We start from the raw sequence: 19,652 nt of genomic DNA on the forward strand, positions 1-19,652 counted from the left end.
AGTATGGCAAATGAATTTCCACAGACCCTAACGATTGCGGGGACGGATAGTGGTGGCGGTGCCGGTGTGATGGCCGACCTTAAGACGATGCAAGAGCGCAACGTTTTTGGGACCGCCGTTATCGTTGCCGTAACCGCACAAAATACCTTAGGGGTTCAGGACTTCATGGCACTCCCCCAAAAGCTAATTGACGAGCAATTTGCGTCGCTGGCCGCGGATTTTAAGATTCGGGCTTGCAAGACGGGGATGCTGGCGGATGCCAGCCACGTTCACGGCGTTGTGGAAAATTTGAAAAAAGTTGATTTTGGACCATTAACAGTCGATCCGGTTATGATTGCCAAGGGTGGCGCGGCCTTGTTGGCTGACGATGCCGTGGAGACGGTTCGCGACGAACTGATTCCATTAGCAGACGTTTTAACCCCTAATTTACCGGAAGCGGAACGGCTGACGGGGATGACGATCACCGATGAGGCGGCGATGGAAGCCGCCGCAGTGGCCTTACAAGATTTGGGGGCCAAGAATATCGTGATCAAAGGTGGTCACGGTGAATCCGAGGTTGCCCGTGACTTCGTATTGCTCATGGATGGCCGTTCATTTTGGCTGGAAGCACCGCGTGTCACGACGGTGCGGACCCATGGGACGGGTGATACACTGTCGTCCTGTATCACGGCAGAACTGGCTAAGGGCCAGGACTTTGAAACGGCGATTCGGATCGCCAAGAAATTTGTGACCGCGGCAATTGTTCATCCGATTGCGGTTGGCAACGGTCACGGCCCACTGAATCACTGGGCTTATCGGCAAGGAGGCGCTGAATAGCGATGTCAGTAACGTTTGAACCAGGATTATTACGCGCTTACTTTGTGGCGGGCAGCCAAGATGTGCCCGGACGAGATCTGCGAGAGGTACTTGCCACCATGCTTAAGGCGGGAATCACGGCCTTTCAGTTCAGAGACAAGGGAACCAGTAGCTTAACGGCAACGGAACGGGTGGCCTTGGGGCGGGATCTGCGTGAGCAGTGTCGCGCAGCCAGTGTGCCTTTTATCGTTGATGACGATGTTGACTTAGCTCTGACGTTACATGCCGATGGCATTCACGTCGGCCAGAGTGACGCCGGGGTTCAACAGGTTCTGGATGCGGTTAAGCCGCGTGACATGTTCGTCGGACTCTCGTGTTCGACCGCCGAAGAAGTTGCGGCGGCCAACCAGGTGACGGGGATTGCCTACCTGGGGAGTGGCCCCATCTTTCCGACGACCTCCAAGGCCGATGCCGACCCCGTGATTGGGGCGGCCGGCTTAGCAAAATTGGTGACTCAGTCCCACGTGCCGGTCGTGGCAATCGGAGGACTTACGGTAGACACGATGCCTGAAGTAGCGGCAACGGGTGCGGCTGGCGCGGCGGTGATTACGCTACTGACGCGAAGTACCGATCCGGTGGCTGCTGTGGCTCAGATGCGCCAAGCTTTTGCTACTGATTAAATCATTATTTTAATAAAATAAAGGGCGGTTGGAATTTTTCCGACCGCCCTTTATGATGTGAGACAAGTGTTCATTGACCCGAACATGGTTAATACATATATGTATAACGATTGATAACAATAAGATTTTAGTTACACATGAGCCTAGCTGTAATAGTCCTGTAACAAATTAATTTCTAACCAAAAAACAGAAACAGTCTAACCGTTTTTAAGTGCGGCAAGACTGTTTCTGCTTTTAAAGTTGAGGAAGCTAGTTGACTAGGGCTAACTTCACAAATACATTCTAACACGTTGGTGGGGTAAAAGCTACCTGATTAGCGAAACAAATTTAATTAAGTTGTCAGAGAATTTAGGGGCTGAACTGTGAGTGGCTTGATAGCGGTTTGTTAGGTGAACTAGTTTACAGGATGAGATTAATTTAGACGCCCCCGTTGAAAGTGTGAGATACGTTGAAATTGATCAGATCACGATTGAATTTTTTTAAAATATACTTGCACTATCGAACAAACGTTCGTATAATAAAAGCAATCATTGATGGGAGGTGATGGCGATGGATTATCAACAAGAACCACATGGCATGTTCCTGATGATTGATAACAAATCTTTCTATGCCAGTGTTGAGAGCATGGAACGGGGATTGAATCCCTTGGAATCTGTTCTGATTGTGATGTCGGAAGCGGACAACACGGGGAGTGGTCTGGTATTGGCGGCATCGCCAATGGCCAAGAAGGAGTTTGGTATCAGTAACGTCTCGCGACAGTACGAAGTTCCCGATGATCCACGGATCTTAGTCGTTCCTCCCAGAATGAATCTGTACATTCAAAAGAATTTGGAAATCAATAAGATCTTTCGCCAATTTGTCGCAGATGACGATCTGTTTCCCTATTCAATTGATGAATCAATTCTAGATATGACCCACTCTTGGCGGTTATTTGGCAAGACGCCAGAAGCGGTGGCTCGGCGTATTCAGCTGAAGGTACGCCACGAATTAGGACTCTATACGACGGTTGGTATCGGTGAGAATCCGATTCAGGCTAAGTTGGCGTTGGACTTGCAGGCTAAACACGATCACGAGTTGATTGGTCGGCTAACTTACGAATCATTTCCCCAACATATCTGGCCGATTACGGATCTGGAGAAGGTTTGGAGCATTGGTCATCGCACAGCCGTTCATCTGGAACGACTGGGTATTCATAGTATGGGTGATCTGGCTCACGTGAATCCCTATGAATTGCGATCCGAGATGGGGATGATCGGGGCCCAACTCTTCGCCTTAGCGTGGGGAATTGATCGAAGCCAACTGCATCAGGTGCGACCACCTAAGGAGAAGAGTTGGAGCAACTCACAGGTCTTGCCACGTGACTATCGGGTACAGGCCGAGATTGAGTTGGTAATTAGAGAGATTGGCCAGCAGGTCACTTCGCGGATGCGGCATCATCGCCAGCAGGCCGGTTGTGTCAGCCTGTACGTTGGTTTTGCTCGCGCCGATACGGAGAACGACGGGCGAACCGGGTTCGACCATTCTTGTCGGCTCGCACCTACCGATAACGCGCAGACAATTATTATGACACTGTTACGTCTCTTTCGGAAAAACTGGGCGGACCAGCCGGTGCGAAATATTGGCGTGGGGCTTTCACGCCTCAGCCATTGTCAAAATCTCCAGTTGGATCTGTTTCAAGACCCCGACCGGCAGATTAAAAACGATCAGTTCGATCGGGTCATTGACGAATTACGTGATAAATTTGGGAAGACTGCGGTCATTCCAGCCAGTAGTCTGATGCCCGGCGGCACCATGTTGCGGCGGGCGTCGCTGGTTGGTGGCCACAATGGGGGGAATAGTTTTGATTAATTGTGATCAAGAGGCAGAGATTATTGCGACTAGACTTGATCCTTTATTTACGGCGCAGTGGCACTGTCAATATCGCATTGACGTGGTGAACAACCAGTACGGGTCGGCCTTTAATTTCTTTTTAGATATTCGGCGTAAGAATCATCGTGAACGCTCAATTCCCTTGCACACCGTACACACCACGGAGTTAGCCGTCTTGGAAAAAGTTGTGGGGGCGTTGAAGACACATACACAGTTGTCGCTTAATTTTGTCAATTTTGGTCGTGTCCGTTGGCCAGAGAGCCACCGGTGGATCCGCTGAGGAAGTGAAAGGTCATGCATTTACATCATGTGGATAACGATCGCTTGGCCAATGACTTTTTTCAGCGGGACTATCACGATCGTGGGATGTTGAAGTGGGGGGGATTCTATCTGTCGGACCACACGAGTGCATTGGCAAAGATGCATGCGGCCGAACGGGTGGAGGCTCTTCGACCCCAGCAAGCGCAAGACGAGGTTAGCCGTCGCTTGGCCAGTGCTTGGCGGCACAAACGGCCGGTGCATCTCCAGCTAAATGTATGGGATGCCAATCAGGTAGCCGCGACGATCGATGGTCAAGTGGCCGGAGTGGATGAGGACCAAATTGTCATTCGGCTAGCGTCCGGGCGCTACCGATTTTTACAATTGGCCGACATCCGCTGCGTGTCAACCGGGGATGGGGTATGATGAAGTAAAATGAGGAGGTTAGTCAGATGGATTTTGTTGATCTGAAGCCGATTGCGTTGCGTCATACACCGTTAGGCACACGGGGACAGACCCCGAAGGAACACGATTGGCAATTAGACTGGGATAAATTGGCGGCTCTGATTCGGGATAATCAGGACGTCATGGCGGTGGTTCAGGCTGGTTTGGCCGAGGACTGGCTGAATACGCAAGGTACTATTTGGGATGAGAATTTAGGCTATTACCGCTATCCAAATGACAACCGTGAACCGGACGACACCGTATTTTGGGCGGCGTCTACCTGGGCAACACCGGCGATCTTGGTGACTTTCCACAATGAACTGACGGCATCGTTTGCCTGTTACCGGGAAGGCCGCGATCCGGATTTTCATTACTTGGGGCGAAATTAAGTTCTGATAATGGTATTTTGCCAGTCTCCAGGCGGTTTGATCCCAGTCGGTCAATCTCAGTTACGAGTCATGGTTTCTGGAATGAAAAGCCTAGTAAACGAGAAGAAGCCACCGAGAGATCCCGGTGGCTTCTTTTGTGGAGATTGAGTTATGGTAGGTTATGCCAGACGAACTGGTCAGACAATCAGTTCGTCTCGGGGCCAGTATAACATTGCCGTTGCCATTTGAGCAGTGTTTCGTCTAACTTATTCGTATGGACTAGGCATAACATAATAAAATTTTTAAGTGTTGAGACGTCCATTGTCGTGCGAAGCTCGTATAATAAAAACAAAGTGAACGGTGCGTGGGCCTTGCTGGTCATGCGATGAAATTTTGGTCGGCGGTTGACGATAAGTGTTGTGAGCGTCGTTATCGGCGACCCGACCGACGTGTTTTAGGGGGAGTAAGTATGCGGGCATTATGGCGGTTTAACCAACGAATCAACCAATGGCGGGCCATGCGCGCCATTACGGAGGCTTTGCGGGTGGCTTATCCGTTTATTTTAGTCATGGCTTTGCTCGACTTTTTGGGCCAGGGTTGGCTGACTAAGACGGGTTTTTTTTATCAAATTTATCATGTCAAGCAGTGGTTGCCTGCCGTGGATCTGTGGCAACAGCTGATCCAAGCGATTAGCATTGTGATTAATGGTTTGGTGGCGGTCATGGTGGCCTTTACCACGGGGCATTACTTGGCGCGGACCTATCAATCCGACGCTTTAGCGGTGGGGATGACCAGTGCGCTAGCTTTTCTGACACTGAACGTGAATTACATTGCGTTGGGTGATCCTAATCGAAACAGTGCTACTGGCCCATCACAATTTCTCGAAGCTAACCTGGGTCCGCAAGGGATCTTTCTAGCGATCGTCGTTGGTCTTGCGGTCGGGTGGCTAGCGAGTCACCTGATGAAGGGCCTCGGCCGCTGGTGGCTGGCACATCGCCAAACGCCATTGTCTTGGACTGGACGAATTGCCTTGCCCCTCAGTCTCATTCTCCTGGTCACCGTTAGCATCGGGTATGCGCTGAGCTGGTTAAATACCGGGGGCTTAAATACCCTGGTTTACCTGAGTTTTCAGGCGTTAAACACGAATCTTGGGCACCACGGGTTACGAATCTTGGCTATGACCGCTATCAGTAACGGACTGTGGTGGTTGGGCTTGATCGGTCCGATTGATGTGGCCGGGAACAGCTCGGTGACGTCGCTACAAAACCTTGCGTATGCCGTGCAACACGGTTCTGGGTGGGGCGCGCCCCATCCCATTACCCTGCATACGTTAGGGGACGCCTATGCTAACTTTGGGGGTGCCGGGATGACACTGGCACTTCTCATTGCCATTGGGATCGGGTCGCATCAGGCCCGCTATCGGCGTGTCGCTGGGCAGACGTTGTTACCTAATCTGGTGAACCTTAACGAGGCAACCTTGTTGGGGTTACCCGTGCTCTACAATCCCATCTTGCTGATTCCGTTTGTCCTTGCACCAGCGGTCAATATTGCTGTAGCGTGGACCGCAATTTCGTGGAAATTAGTGCCACCGATCGTCTACCCGGTGCCGCGGACCACTCCGGGACCACTTGTCGCCTTTCTAGGCACAGGGGGTGACTGGCGAGCTCTGGCCTTGAGCCTGCTTTGCCTAGTCCTATCGGTTCTCATTTATCTCCCATTCGTCCGGTTACTGAACCTGGAAGGGGGTGCGGACCATGCGGCATAGTTGGTGGCGTTGGCTTATCTTAGGGATGGTCATTGTAGCTGTTTTTATGCCTAGTCAAGCGTGGCTATCCCGGCGGATCAGCCAGTATAAATCAGATTATCAGACCCCGTTGAATCCAATTATTATGGTGCCAGGGTCGAGTGCCAGTCAGAACAGATTCGACACACTCATTACGCAGTTGCGGCAAGAAACTAAGGTACCGCACAGTGTTCTTAAGGTCAAGGTCCTGGAAAACGGTCAGCTATCTTATACCGGGAGTATCAAGCGGGGAGACAATCAACCCTTCATCGTGATTGCTTTTGAAAACAATCGGGATGGGTATTCAAATATTGTAAAACAGGCGGCCTGGTTGAATCTGGCCTTCAAGGATTTAGTCAAGACCTATCGTTTTAATCATTTCTCTGCGTTGGGACACTCCAATGGTGGGCTGGCATTGAGTCTCTTCATGGAAGATTACTTGCCCAAAATCAAGTCGGTCACGGCCGACAAACTCATGACAATTGCCACGCCATACAATATGGAGACGGACAGTACGACTGAGAAGACGCCGATTCTAAAAGACCTGATTGATGGCCGGGAAAACCTACCAAAGAAGCTAGTGGTTTACTCCGTTGCGGGTTCCGAGACGTATTCGAGCGATGGAACGGTTCCTGCTAATAGTGTCAATCAAGGCAAGTACGTCTTTCAAAATCAAGTTGCGCATTACACGCAGATCACGGTGACCGGGGATAATACGACTCACTCGGACCTGCCGCAGAATCGACAGATCGTTCTGCTCATTCGGCAGTACATCTTGCAAGAAGTCTTACCCGCAAAGGATCGTTACACGCCACCGACTAAACAGTCTCGGAATGCAAACTCGGATCCTGGTGAAACGGGGCTACCATAGACTTTGTTATAATGATTGTAAAATGAAACGGATGTGATAGTGGTGAATTTTCGGCAACTCACTTATTTTTTGACGGTGGCGCAGACCGGTCAGATTACCGCAGCGGCTCAGCAGTTACACATTGCCCAGCCACCGCTTAGTTACCAGATTAAACAGTTGGAAACGGAACTAGGGGTCACCCTGTTTAACCGATCCGTCAATGGTGTGACGTTAACCCCGGCGGGCCAACTGTTGCAGGATTACGCGCAACAGCTATTGGATCTGCGCGCGCAGGCCGATAGTCAGGTTAAAGCCTTGGGACAAGGCCTGGCAGGAACGCTAGCCGTGGGGATGGTGTCTTCATCCATCGGAGCTACACCTAATGCCAAGCTACGAACTTTGACGCGCCACTATCCCAAACTTCAGATTCGCTTAGTGGAGGACAACACCTATGGCCTCTTAGACCAGCTACGAAAGCGGCTGATCGACGTGGCAATTGTCCGGACACCCTTCAGTGCCCCAGATCTGGCGAGTAAGTCACTGGCCAGTGAGGCCATGGTGGCGGTCGTGCCCCACAAGTACGATCACTTTCAAGCGACCACGCTGCGGGTCGAAGACGTGGCTCAGGTGCCCTTGATTATTTACCGGCGTTTCACGCACATCTTTGAAACAACTTTTGCCGAGAAGGATCTGACTCCCTTCATCGCTTGTACCTGTGACGATGCCCGGACGGCCGTTCAGTGGGCGGACGCGCGGATGGGGGTGGCACTGGTTCCGCGCTCCGTTGCCGAACAGATCAGTGGGGTACAGACCGCCATTTATCCGATAAACTATCGGCCTTGGCGAACGACGCTTCAGGTGGTCTGGCCAGCTAATCGGGAGCCTAGTCCGTTGGTTCAGCGCTTCATTGACAGTTACTAACCATATCTGAAATACAAATTACACGGCATTCCCATATTTATTTTGTATGGGAATGCCGTGTTTGACTGTAACCGTTTTATTTCAAGCAGTGACGAGTTTCCTGGGTGACTGTGGATTGGGAGGCGTGAACAGACGAGCCAGCATAAGATTAATAATTAAGTCACAAATAAAGATAGACTCAATTATAAACTCCTTAGTACCAGCAATTTACCTTGTGAAAAGTATTCTTACAATTCGTCTATAGCCCGTCACACCGGCTTGCCTCGGGGTCAATAAAGGTTGATAATCAAGGGCGTAGATTGATTGACGAGGAGGAAATAGAGATCATGATCCAAACAGCCTTAATTATGATGGGGGTCGGCATCTTTGCCGGGATCGCCGGGTCTATTCTAGGCATCGGTGGTGGGATGATTATCACACCCATCCTGGCCCTGGGAATGGGTCTAAATATCAAATATGCCATTGGGGCCAGCATTATCGCTGTCATTGCGACCAGTTCTGGCTCGACAATTGCTTATTTACGGGACAACGTGCTGAATTTACGAGTCGCGATGTTCCTGGAAATCGCGACAACCACCGGAGCCATTAGCGGGGCCTTGTTGACGGGAGTCTTGGATCCCAAGTACCTATACCTGTTGTTTGGTTGCCTGTTGGTATTCTCGGGGTGGAACATGTACCGCAAGTTGCGACAAGGGCAAGAGGTGCTGCAACGTGTCGAACCCGACCGGATTGCGACGAAGCTGAAGCTTAACGGAACTTATTACGACAAGGCCGAAATGAAAGATGTTGATTACCAAGTTGAAAATGTCCCAGCCGGATTTACCGTGATGTTTGGTGCCGGTGTCGCTAGTGGCCTGTTGGGAATTGGTTCCGGGGCCTTCAAAGTGATGGCGATGGATACGTTCATGAAGATGCCTTTGAAGCCTTCTAGCTCAACATCTAACCTGATGATGGGGGTCACCGCAGCCGCCAGTGCGACGGTGTACTTCTTTAACGGCTCAATTCTGCCAGGGATTGCGGTCCCAATGGCCTTGGGAATTCTCGGCGGTGCCGTCATTGGGTCGCGGATCATGCAGATCCTACCGGCTCGTTGGATTCGAATTGTCTTTATTCCGATTATTCTCTACATCGGATTACAGATGCTCTTTAAGGGATTGGGGGTTCACTTCTAATGCAGGAAAAACAAGTAGCAACGGCGAAAGAAATGGCCCAAGTCGAAACAATTATCGGCCGGATTCTCCAAGTGGGTGTCATCGTTTCAGCCATTGTGATGTTGATTGGGTTAGTCATCTTTCTCGTAACTGGACAATCTGGTTATCCCGGAAGCACCATGCCACTGAGTATGGGGGCGATCCTAGTTGGTACTTGGCATCTTAAGGCCTATGCCATTATGATGTTGGGCACGTATTGCCTGATTTTGACCCCCGTTTTACGGGTGGTGGTCTCCATCTACGCGTTCTATAAGGAGCGTGACCACCTGTACGTGGCGATTACGACTTTGGTGTTGTTTATCTTACTCTTTGCCCTGATTATCGGGGTTCATGGTGATTAAATGGGAACTGTGGCGTTGGCGGAGAAATCTGCCAGCGCCTTTTTCTTTATTCTGATTGGCTTAGCTGGATTCAGAAATGAATGATTGAATGGACTGCTTGGGATGATGTTATGGGCCAATTGGAAAGTAGGAAAACGTGAGACAGCTAGTGATTGGTAACCATTGATCCTAGCCGGAGTCCCTGGTAGCCGTAGTGGTCAATCTAACGCCGAAGCCATCTTTCAAGTCAAAAGAAAAAGGACGACCGCATTGAACGGTCGTCCTTAAATTTAAAATTATTGGTTTATTGAGCGGTGTAACCACCATCAACAACGAATTCTGAACCAGTAGCGAACTTGGATTCGTTAGATGCAAGGTAAACACAGATGTAGGCGATATCGTTAGGTTCACCGATGTGGCCCATTGGCGTCTTGGTACGAGCTGACATAGCAGCTTCGGCACCTGGAAGATCGTCAACTAATGGGGTCTTGATGTAACCTGGGTGAACAGTGTTAACACGAACGTCGTAGTCCTTCAAAGCACAGTCGATAGCGGCTGACTTGGACATGATCCGAACGGCACCCTTAGAAGCGTTGTAAGCACCCAAGTTAGGGTCACCAACGAAGCCTTCGATTGAAGACATGTTGATGATTGAGGCACCGAGGTTCTTGTTCTTCATCCGTTGGATACCAAGACGGGTACCGAAGAAGACACCGTCTAAGTTAACGGCCAATTGTTGCTTCCATTCGGCAGTCGTCGTGTTTTCAACACTCTTGTTAACGGCCATACCGGCGTTGTTAACGATAGTTGATACGGGGCCAAAGGCTTTTTCCGTAGCATCGAATAACTTTACCCAACCGTCTTCGTCAGTTGCATCATGTTGGAAGAACTGGATAACATCGGAGCCACCAACGCTCTTGGCTGCCTTTTCACCGACGTCAGCGTGACGACCGGTAATCATAACCTTGGCGCCTTCTTCAACGAACTTGTTGGCAACGGCCAACCCAATTCCTAAAGTACCACCCGTAACAATTGCAACTTTACCATCTAAACGATGAGCCATCTGTAATTACCTCCTGAAGTGTAAGTGAATGTTGTCACATGTCTATGGCTCTATTATGTAACAAAACGATCAAAAATGCTAGTCATTTTGTAAATTTTTTTCATTTATTTTTTGAATGGGTTAAAAGTTCGTGATCAAAAAAGGTGTGCTAAACTGGATGTCAAGGCGTTTTGAGAGCAAAAAGTAGAGAGGCGATTGACATCGTGGGCACACGAAAAAAGAAACAATGGCGGCGAAATTTAGCCGTTTTATGGCTAGGAACCTTCATAGCTGGCATGGGGTTCAGTGAAATCATGCCATTTTTATCGTTATATGTTGATGATTTAGGAACGTTCACCAAGGGGCAGCTGACCATGTACAGTGGGGTCACGTATGCCGTGACTTTCTTCGTGATCGCGCTAGTTTCGCCACTGTGGGGGAAGCTGGCTGACCAAAAGGGTCGTAAATTAATGTTATTGCGGTCTTCTTTGGGGATGGCCATTGTCATTGGTCTGATGGGATTTGTTAATAATATCTGGCAATTAATCGGATTGCGATTTTTGCAAGGGTTCTTTGCCGGCTATATTCCCAATGCCAGTGCCTTGATCGCTTCGGAAACGCCGCGTGAAAAGAGCGGCAACGCGTTGGGAATCCTGACGACCGGCTACGTCAGTGGTAATCTGATTGGCCCGGTTCTGGGGGGGATCCTCGCTCAGGTTTTCTCTATTCGCTGGACGTTTATTCTGACGGGGATCTTTTTGATTATTGTCTTCTTCCTCAGTGCAACGTTAGTTCATGAACATTTTACACCGGTGAGTCGAGAACAACAGGCACAACAGGGGAGTTGGCTTAAGCAGGTTCGAGACCCTAGACTCATCATCGTTCTCTTGGTTTCAACGATGATTATTCAAATGGGAAACAACTCTATTACCCCGATTATTAGTCTGTATGTGAAGCAACTTATGCATAATGTGGGACCAATTACCTTGGTGGCCGGGATTATTGCGGCCTTGCCGGGGTTGTCAACGCTGTTGGCGGCACCGAAGTTGGGCGAGTACGGCGACCGTCACGGAACCAGTCGTGTGTTAATCTTTGGCTATATCTTCGCGGTTCTAATGTACTTTCCACAAGGGTTCGTCAGCAGTGTTTGGTTATTGGGGATTTTGCGATTCATGATCGGGGTCTCGGATGGGGCCTTGTTCCCGGCCGTCCAAACCCTGCTAACTAAGAACTCCCCACAGTCGTTGACCGGGACCGTCTTTAGCTGGAATCAATCCTTTCAGGCATTAGGCAGTATGTTTGGCTCCCTCTTCGGTGGGTTCGTGGCCAATATTTTTAACTATAATGGGGTCTTTGTCTTCACTGCCATCACCTTGCTCGTGAACTTCGGTTTATTGTGGTGGTTGGTCCCAGAAATCCGCCACTTTCGACAACAACGCGCATAGGAGGACTTACAAATGGCAAACGAGAATTTACCGACATCATTTCCAACCGATCCGACTTCATTAGCGGCGGTTGATCGATTTCGCCAGCTCATGTTGAATTATCGGAGTGCTGTGCGGGTGATGCGAACCAAGATTACTTATTTGGATCAGGAATATCAGATTCAGCACGGCCATTCATTAGTGGACAGCCTGCAGTCACGGATTAAGTCGCCAGAGAGTATTTTAGAAAAGGCCCAGCGTAAGCACCTAGACTTCAATCTGGATACGTTACCAGATGAGATGCACGACATCGCCGGCATTCGAGTTATCGTCCGCTTTGAAGACGACATCGTGGCGATGGAACGGCGGTTGGAAAAACAACCGGACATCCGAATCCTGAAACGCAAGGATTACGTGAACAAGCCTAAGGCTAACGGTTATCGAAGCCTGCATCTGATCCTGGCCGTACCGGTGTTTTTGAACGCCGGGGTCGAAGCGGTGACGGTGGAGGTTCAGATTCGGACCATTGCGATGAACTTCTGGGCCTCGTTGGAACACGAGCTCAACTACAAGAAGAATGTCGCCCATCAGGATGAACTGCGACAAGAACTGGTGGCCAAGGCACAACTGGTTCATCAGCTCGATCAGGATATGAATGCCATTAAGAACCAAATTCGGGCAGATAATGATGTTGCGAAAGACTAGTGGATGGGTGTAGTTGGGGTTGGTCACAGTAACCCGCCACGCGTGAAGTTTTGAATCCAAAATAAAAAACCCTGGCAAGTGCCAAGGCTGGTTTGATGATCATGTTTACACTGACGTTACTTGGCACTTGAAGCTTGCTTACGGCCTTCGCGGTTCATGAACCAGATGCCGTTCACTGCAACGAATGCTGCAACGGCTGTAATGGCACCAACAGTCATGGGATCGTACGTCATCTTTTCCAGCGTACCCCCAATATAGCCAATGATTTCACCGAAAATAACGGCCCAAACAACCACGATCAAGTTAGAGAAAAACCACTTCACACGCGTCACCTCACAATCATTATCCATTTTAACACGGTCGCCTGCAATGCGGTAGTTAAGATTATGTAAGCGGTTAAATAATTGGCCTGACGAGGCAGTAAGGTTGCTTGTGTCAGTTGGTTTCGGTATAATAGTCTCTAATAAAATTAAAAGATGGTTGAAGCGACTGCTTTCAAGAATAGTGTTTCCCTTGGGTTGGGGAGGCCATTTTTGAAGTTGTCGCTTTTTTTGTTGAAAAGGAGGCTACTCGTGAACTTATTAATGAGTTTGACGCTGATTCTGCTCGCAACGACTGTGGTGGGTCACTACAGTACGCGTATTGGGATTCCGGCGGTAATTGGTCAGTTGTTGGTGGGGGTCATTATCGGACCCGCAGTCCTGGGTTGGATCAGCTTAACCCACGTATTAGAGAGCTATGCGGAGATCGGGGTTATTATCCTGATGTTCATTGCTGGTTTGGAAAGTGACCTAAAGCTCCTGAAGCGTTATTTGAAGCCCAGTGTTTTCGTAGCGCTGTTAGGGGTCATTGTCCCAATGATTGGGACGTATTTGGTGGGGATGATTTACAATCTTGGCATGGTTGAGAGTCTCTTTATCAGTGTGATCTTCGCGGCCACGTCGGTTTCCATTTCTGTGGAAGTTCTGAAGGAAATGAATGCCATGAGTAGCCGAGAGGGAACCACTATCCTGGGAGCTGCCGTAGTCGACGATGTCTTGGCCGTGGTGATCTTGAGTGTGTTGGTCTCGACGACTGGGACTGCCGTAGGTGGCAGCGGGGCCTCCAGCAACCTGCTCATCACCACACTAGAACAGATTATCTACTTTGCGGCCATTTACTTTGTAGTTCGTTGGGTGGCACCCTACATGGCTAAGATTGGGGAACGACTACTGATCCCTATGGGGCAAACGCTCATGGCCATTATTCTCTGTTTTGGGATGGCCTACTTGGCTGAACTTGTCGGTTTAAGCGATGTCGTTGGGGCCTTCTTCGCAGGGATTGCGATTGCACAGACGTCGGCCTTATCGACGGTTGACCGGCACATTGAACCGATTGGGTATGCCCTCTTCATTCCTGTCTTCTTCGTCAGCATTGGGCTGAACATGGACTTCCATGGTTTGGGGCACCAGATTGGTTTCATTGTGGTTCTGACCATCGTGGCCATCCTAACCAAGTTGTTAGGAGCCGGTGGTGGCGCTAAATTGGCTGGCTATTCCTGGGACAGTTCTGCGGCCGTTGGGGCCGGAATGGTTTCGCGAGGGGAAATGGCATTAATCATTGCCCAGATTGGGTTCCAAGCCAAGCTCATGTCACCCGTCCGCTATTCAGCAATCGTAGCGGCCATTATCGTTGCCACGTTAGTCGCGCCATTCTTGTTACGGGTTACCGTTAACCGAGTTCGTAAGGGCGAAGCAGATGTCTCCAAAGTGCGACCAAGTGCTTAGAATGAGTCTCTGAATTTTAAAAATAAGATCTAATGAGGTCTAGTAACCATCCAAAACGGCTGGTTGCTAGACCTTTTTTGCGGGGACGCTGCAAGTGAACTGCTTCCAGAAACCTGGTTTAGCGGATTGAGATGGCGCTGGAAGAATAGCCCCTTGTGAGGCAACCAACACAGAACTAGCACTACGCGTTACAAACGTCTAATTAACGGTTACCTTGACGCCTTTTACGCATTACCTTTTAGACCAACTGCCTCCATACTGAAATTCCAAAGTTCATCTTGAACCTGTTCATCATAAGAAAGATTTGATGATGGTACAGGCTTATCACTGCTACGGTCAAAGTATCTGACTGGACCTGTTGCAAATTTATCCGCGGTAATGAGATCGGTGATCATCTTTCCCGAGTCCTTCGCAGTACCAATGATACCTGCAAACTGGGAAAGAAATGTTGGTGTGAAGCGTGACTTATTCTTTGCCAAGCCGGTTTCAGTCATGAGGCCCGGATTAACACTATTAACGGCTATTTGTTGGGCGCTAGTTCTCAATCTTCGATCTAGTGCATATGCAAATAGGATCATGCATAGCTTGGAAAATGGATAACTTTGACTATCCACCTGTGAATTCACGCCACTATATGCAAGTACATTTGCCCCAGGCCATGCCACACCTTTAAGCAGTGCATCATGCCGTTCACTGCTGACAGTTACGATACGACCCTTTATCTCCATTAGCGGCAGCAGAAGTTGCGTAAGTAGAAAATGCCCAAGATAGTTTGTTTCGAAAATATTGTTAAAACCATCTTGCGTTTGATGAACGGTTTTGCCGCTAACGCCAGCATTACATACCAGACCATAGAGTGGCATGCTTAGCTTTTTAAACGCAGCCACAAATGCTCTCACTTTTGCCAACGAAGATGTGTCTAACTCCAAACAAATGATGTTGGCATCAGGTATCGTCTGTAAAATTTTCTGACGGGCTACAGCAGCTTTTTTCATATTTCGGCAAGCCATGACGAGTTGATAATTGCTACCTTTTGCTACAATTTGCTTAGTTGTTTCAAATCCCAGACCAGAATTGGCTCCCGTTACGATCACTGTTTTTGTCATATATCGTTCTCCTTATCATGAATCACATTTCTAATATGTTTGAATACATTATAGTGGTGCAAACCATTGCGTACCAACCAGTTTGACCTCACATTAAATCGTTGACAAAACAGTTTTAATTAAAACACTTGTAATTGAAACAATTCATGGTAAACTAAACAAAGAAAGCAGGTGTGATCGTGCAAAATAAAACCGGAATCGTCCATTCAATTTATCAACTGGCTCAAATTGAACAACAAAATTTGAATCATCACTTGAAACAACTAGGACTTAACCCAGATCAGGCACGGGTACTGGATTATGTGCAAGCACATCCTGGAACAAACCAGCGAGCGGTGGCAACTTATTTAGGACGACAGGCTGCGAGTACTTCTAATTTATTGACGGGGCTGAGTCAGCGCGGCTGGCTAAAGCGTCAACCAGTCAAAGAAAATGCCCGCGAAAAAGCCCTATTTTTAACAGTTGAAGGAGCAAAGGTAGCGGCACAGATTGCGCAAACATTTAACAAATTGAATACTTTATTTGAACAGGGACTAACTGCCAAGCAACTCGATGACTTGGTAGCATTATTAACCCAATTAACTCAATATTTAGAAACGGCGGGCGACTAAAATGTCATTAACAGCAATGGAAAAACGGGCAACTAAGCGCGAATTACAAGAAAATTTTGAATTAAGCGGTCTTAGTTTGGCGCAAGCAGCAGCTGATTTGCAAACAACACCGGCCTATTTACAACAGGTCTTGGATTTGAATGTACGCCATATTGAAGATCCATGGATTGTCCGTAACTATTTAAATCAGGTCTTAAGACAACAACATCAGATGCCGGTTGCTTATAGTCGGTTGATTGGTTCACCGGCCAAGTATTGGTTTTTAAGCGAAGCTAGAGTTACTCGTGGTCAATTGAATTAAGATAGGGCAACATTATGCTTGGTATCAGTTGAATCAGATAAGAATTGACAATACGTGATTGGCTACCCTTTTGATTTCAATGGCAGTCACTAAACTCATTGGCAAAATATGACAATATTTGTGGATAATTAATAAATTTTTGTACCATGACTTGAATTAAAATTGAGTTAACTTTAAAGAGGTCTTGTATTTGCGGTTCTTCTGTCTGGTTTAGTCAGCTTAGAAGCTATCGCAAATGCGGGCTTTTTACATACCTTTGAGTCAATTTGAGTTTTATCGAGCAGTTATTGCATAACTAGCACTACCTGTTAACTAATTTATCGGGTAAAACGATTTCCACTAAAAACACGCGAAAAATACCGCAGAAATTTCGTTAGTACTAAGTAGGGGGGAGGCGATCGGCAAACAAAAACAGCGCCCAGCAAGAAACACTGAACGCTGACTAAGCAAATTTATTGATGACGCTGGCGAACGACGCGGCGCCATTCGCCCCCAAACCACAGGAGGCCAAACAGGATGGCACCGATAATTGACGTGATGATCCCCGCCTTTAAGCCAGGCGTGGTATAACGGAAGGCCACGTGATTCTGGCCCGGTTTGAGTGGCACGGCCATCATCCCCGGATAGTTTCTAATGACTGGGGTGATTGATTGTGCGTGCATGGCCGGTTGGATCTTGACCGCCTGACCATTGACGGTGGCGTGCCAACCCGGCGTGTTTGGAACCGAAAGATACAGGTAAGATCGTTTGGAACTTCCGGTAACGGTTCCGGATAAGTCGGTAACCCCACTCTGTTTCGAGAGGTGAAATTGTTGCCGCTTCAGACGGTTGGCGACCGTTTGATATTGGGCCTGGTTCAACGAGATAAATTCATTGCTATAACCCGCGGCTGGGGCCGGTGTGAGGTAACTTATCGTCAGCACGTCACCCTTGTGATGGTAACCCAGGTTCATGACATAGCGGTAACCATCGGCCCGTACCGTGGGACCGGCTGCCCGACCGTTAATTCGCAAGGTTGAGTAGATTAGCGTATTGGATGGTGAAAAGCCGTGAAGCGTTCCCGTCGCGTTGACCTTGAGCTTAAACGTCTGTTGATAACGTTGTTGTGGCATCATGGTCTTCTTGGGAACTCGGCGCAAGTCATCGACCGTTGCCCGGCGATTAGAAACATCGAGAACAGTGGCGTGTGCCAGTGTGTCATTCGGTGCGCCCAAGGCGGTGAGAATGCGTTGCTGGTTGCCCAGGGCATTCTGATCCTTGAGCTGGAGGTCGACGAGTTGTTGTGGGACGGCAAATCCAATGCCAGCGAAGGTCGAGAGTTTCGTCACCTCAGGATCTCGATTGACATTGACCCGGTATTTGACCCCGAGGAGCGTGTCGGTCAGGCTGGTACTGCCCTGAGCACTGATTCGACGGACGTTACTGCTGAAGTAGCCAAGGTCATTTTGAAAGACCCGGGCCGGTTCCTCTAAGGTGGAGGAATAGGAGCTCAATCCGGCGTAATCAAATAATAGGGGATCGTTGTAGTGGTTATAAGCCTCATCGTAGGCCCGGCCGATGCGAGAATGTAGGAAGTCGATTCGGTAGAAGTCGGCTTTGGTTGAAGAAGCATTGAACTGTTTCAACGTCGTCGTGTCAGCCTTGAAATACTTTTCGAATTTGGTTTGGGAGCCGAAGTCCATGCCACGACTGGCCACCAGAAGATTACCCCCGAGTTCAAAGGAAATCAGAAGGCCCATTAAGCCGATGCGGATGGGACGCCACTCACTAATGAATAAGAGCATGGTGTTGAGCAACAACAGTCCCAGTGCCCACCAAACGAGGTGGAAATCTGGTTGACTCTGTTGATAGAGGCTGGCATCGTAGCTCGGTAACATGAAGGCCCAGATCCGTGGGAAGATCCGTGCGGATAGGAAACCAATTACCAATAAACCGGCTCCCCAGACCAGCGCGAGAACCTTTTGCGGATCGTTCATGGTTTGGGCAGGGTGCGTTTGCCAGGCTCGGTAGGCGATGATCAGAGCAAGAAAAGTGAAGAAATAGACGTTACGGAATGGAAAGCCAGCTGGCTGTTGAAGCATGTGCCAGATGGTATTGAATAGCGTTAAGAAGAGTCCGAGGCCCATCGTAATCAGGAGCCACATGGCCCGGTGTTTTTCAATCGACTGAACCTTAGGGGAGACGAAGTACACGATGAGTAGCAGGAACATCAAGGTTCCCATGAATAGGCTCGGGGCATGATATAGGTGAGAAACGAAGGTTGTTGTGCCGGGACCGAATTGGGCCAGGACTTCGGGACCGAAGAGGGGGGTCGGCAGGAAGTTGGTCACAAAGAAGTTTCCCTTACCGGTCAGGAGCATCCCCATGGCGGTCGGAATCAGCACGACCATGGCCATCATCCCCGCTAGTAACGAGCCAATAATAAATTGACGAATCGCTGGTCGGTGGACACGCCAGATTTCCTTGAAGGAAGTGACGGTTCGTTGGTGTTCGATGATGAGGTAGGCAAAGTATAAGACGGAAAAGAGGCACGTCATGTACCCAAGATAATAGTTTGCCAAAATGGTGATGGTGAGACTCAACGTATAGAGTCCGAAATGGTGCACGCTAACGATCCGATGCAGGCCTAGTGCGACTAGAGGCAACATGATGAGGGCGTCGAGCCACATGATGTCGTAATCGTACATCGCCACAAAGCCACACAGGCTAAAGGCTGTCGAGAATAGGAGTAACGACCACCCACTCTTGAGAAAGGCCCGGCGTAAGAAGATCGCCATGGTGAGACCGATCGTACTAATTTTTAAAATCATGATTAAAGCCACGGTGGTCGGTAATTGCGCCGCCGGGAATAGGAAGATGAGCACGTTGTAGGGACTGATAACGTAGTAGGTCAGTAGTGGCACTAGGCTACTCCCCGTGCCCAGTGCGAATGAGAATAGATGGAACTGACCATGTGAAATCGTTGATCGCAGGTACTCTAAAATTGGCACATATTGTGCGCCGGTGTCGCTAAATAATAGGCTCCGATGGCCGAATGGCGTGATCTTCAAGTGCCAAAAAATGACACTGATGATGATCATCGGGATTAAAAATGCCCCCAAATACACCCAGCGGCTGACGCGAGCCTGCGCTAGCGTGTCACGATGCTCTTTCATGAAAACCCCTCCGTTGTTAATTGGACAGAATGTCTGACCTTAA

The 19,652-nt window shown here is 49.0% G+C and carries 20 protein-coding genes; 16 read left to right on the forward strand and 4 right to left on the reverse strand.

Features of this window, described 5'->3' with window-relative positions; all coding sequences use genetic code 11:
- Window positions 1-3: 3 nt before the first annotated feature.
- The 11 genes from thiD (at window position 4) to EKM70_RS02880 (ending at window position 9,520) form a co-directional block, all read left to right on the forward strand.
- Window positions 4-816 (forward strand): bifunctional hydroxymethylpyrimidine kinase/phosphomethylpyrimidine kinase, encoded by an 813-nt coding sequence (gene thiD / locus EKM70_RS02830; protein WP_125545050.1) that lies wholly within the window; start codon window positions 4-6, stop codon window positions 814-816.
- Window positions 817-818: 2 nt separating this feature from the next.
- Window positions 819-1,475, forward strand: a complete 657-nt coding sequence (thiE, locus tag EKM70_RS02835; protein WP_125545052.1) for a thiamine phosphate synthase — start codon at window positions 819-821, stop codon at window positions 1,473-1,475.
- A 543-nt stretch (window positions 1,476-2,018) separates the two neighbouring features.
- Window positions 2,019-3,323, forward strand: a complete 1,305-nt coding sequence (locus EKM70_RS02840) for a Y-family DNA polymerase (RefSeq protein ID WP_191985876.1) — start codon at window positions 2,019-2,021, stop codon at window positions 3,321-3,323.
- Window positions 3,316-3,624 (forward strand): hypothetical protein, encoded by a 309-nt coding sequence (locus tag EKM70_RS02845; RefSeq protein WP_125545056.1) that lies wholly within the window; start codon window positions 3,316-3,318, stop codon window positions 3,622-3,624. Before EKM70_RS02840 ends, EKM70_RS02845 begins: the two co-directional genes overlap by 8 nt.
- Before the next feature lie 14 nt (window positions 3,625-3,638).
- A complete protein-coding gene (locus EKM70_RS02850) occupies window positions 3,639-4,028 on the forward strand; it encodes a hypothetical protein (protein ID WP_125545059.1) in 390 nt (129 codons plus the stop codon).
- A gap of 26 nt (window positions 4,029-4,054) precedes the next feature.
- Entirely contained in the window at window positions 4,055-4,435 is a 381-nt protein-coding gene (locus tag EKM70_RS02855; RefSeq protein ID WP_125545061.1) for a hypothetical protein, read from the forward strand.
- A 448-nt stretch (window positions 4,436-4,883) separates the two neighbouring features.
- A complete protein-coding gene (locus EKM70_RS02860; protein ID WP_225416362.1) occupies window positions 4,884-6,179 on the forward strand; it encodes a PTS transporter subunit EIIC in 1,296 nt (431 codons plus the stop codon).
- Window positions 6,169-7,068 (forward strand): alpha/beta hydrolase, encoded by a 900-nt coding sequence (locus tag EKM70_RS02865; RefSeq protein WP_125545065.1) that lies wholly within the window; start codon window positions 6,169-6,171, stop codon window positions 7,066-7,068. The genes EKM70_RS02860 and EKM70_RS02865 overlap by 11 nt, the downstream gene beginning before the upstream one ends.
- A 42-nt stretch (window positions 7,069-7,110) precedes the next feature.
- A complete protein-coding gene (locus EKM70_RS02870; protein ID WP_125545068.1) occupies window positions 7,111-7,968 on the forward strand; it encodes a LysR family transcriptional regulator in 858 nt (285 codons plus the stop codon).
- Window positions 7,969-8,294: 326 nt separating this feature from the next.
- Window positions 8,295-9,140 (forward strand): sulfite exporter TauE/SafE family protein, encoded by an 846-nt coding sequence (locus EKM70_RS02875; protein WP_125545070.1) that lies wholly within the window; start codon window positions 8,295-8,297, stop codon window positions 9,138-9,140.
- Complete coding sequence (locus EKM70_RS02880) at window positions 9,140-9,520, forward strand: DUF1634 domain-containing protein (protein ID WP_125545072.1); 381 nt, start codon at window positions 9,140-9,142, stop codon at window positions 9,518-9,520. Before EKM70_RS02875 ends, EKM70_RS02880 begins: the two co-directional genes overlap by 1 nt.
- Before the next feature lie 283 nt (window positions 9,521-9,803).
- On the opposite strand, the gene EKM70_RS02885 is transcribed toward EKM70_RS02880, so the two are convergent.
- Window positions 9,804-10,562: an SDR family oxidoreductase gene (locus EKM70_RS02885; RefSeq protein WP_125545074.1), complete on the reverse strand. Its 759-nt coding sequence runs from the start codon at window positions 10,560-10,562 to the stop codon at window positions 9,804-9,806.
- Window positions 10,563-10,765: 203 nt separating this feature from the next.
- Here EKM70_RS02885 and EKM70_RS02890 point away from each other — a divergent pair, with 203 nt between their 5' ends.
- Both EKM70_RS02890 and EKM70_RS02895 read left to right on the forward strand, forming a co-directional pair.
- Window positions 10,766-11,986, forward strand: a complete 1,221-nt coding sequence (locus tag EKM70_RS02890; protein WP_125545076.1) for a multidrug efflux MFS transporter — start codon at window positions 10,766-10,768, stop codon at window positions 11,984-11,986.
- Between the two features lie 12 nt (window positions 11,987-11,998).
- A complete protein-coding gene (locus EKM70_RS02895; protein ID WP_125545078.1) occupies window positions 11,999-12,670 on the forward strand; it encodes a GTP pyrophosphokinase in 672 nt (223 codons plus the stop codon).
- A gap of 116 nt (window positions 12,671-12,786) precedes the next feature.
- On the opposite strand, the gene EKM70_RS02900 is transcribed toward EKM70_RS02895, so the two are convergent.
- Window positions 12,787-12,993, reverse strand: coding sequence for a YjzD family protein (locus EKM70_RS02900; RefSeq protein WP_125545080.1), 207 nt, complete (start codon window positions 12,991-12,993; stop codon window positions 12,787-12,789).
- A 249-nt stretch (window positions 12,994-13,242) separates the two neighbouring features.
- Between EKM70_RS02900 and EKM70_RS02905 the strand changes: the two genes are divergently transcribed.
- Window positions 13,243-14,436: a cation:proton antiporter gene (locus EKM70_RS02905; protein ID WP_125545082.1), complete on the forward strand. Its 1,194-nt coding sequence runs from the start codon at window positions 13,243-13,245 to the stop codon at window positions 14,434-14,436.
- A gap of 224 nt (window positions 14,437-14,660) precedes the next feature.
- Here the strand turns inward: EKM70_RS02905 and EKM70_RS02910 are convergent, their stop codons facing one another.
- Complete coding sequence (locus EKM70_RS02910; protein ID WP_125545084.1) at window positions 14,661-15,542, reverse strand: SDR family NAD(P)-dependent oxidoreductase; 882 nt, start codon at window positions 15,540-15,542, stop codon at window positions 14,661-14,663.
- A 179-nt stretch (window positions 15,543-15,721) separates the two neighbouring features.
- Between EKM70_RS02910 and EKM70_RS02915 the strand changes: the two genes are divergently transcribed.
- Window positions 15,722-16,153: a MarR family winged helix-turn-helix transcriptional regulator gene (locus tag EKM70_RS02915; RefSeq protein ID WP_164506309.1), complete on the forward strand. Its 432-nt coding sequence runs from the start codon at window positions 15,722-15,724 to the stop codon at window positions 16,151-16,153.
- A 1-nt stretch (window position 16,154) separates the two neighbouring features.
- Window positions 16,155-16,454, forward strand: coding sequence for a DUF2316 family protein (locus EKM70_RS02920; protein ID WP_125545088.1), 300 nt, complete (start codon window positions 16,155-16,157; stop codon window positions 16,452-16,454).
- A 452-nt stretch (window positions 16,455-16,906) separates the two neighbouring features.
- Here the strand turns inward: EKM70_RS02920 and EKM70_RS02925 are convergent, their stop codons facing one another.
- Complete coding sequence (locus EKM70_RS02925) at window positions 16,907-19,609, reverse strand: YfhO family protein (protein WP_125545089.1); 2,703 nt, start codon at window positions 19,607-19,609, stop codon at window positions 16,907-16,909.
- Window positions 19,610-19,652: the final 43 nt, after the last annotated feature.

Source organism: Levilactobacillus lindianensis (assembly GCF_003946095.1).
Classification (GTDB): domain Bacteria; phylum Bacillota; class Bacilli; order Lactobacillales; family Lactobacillaceae; genus Levilactobacillus; species Levilactobacillus lindianensis.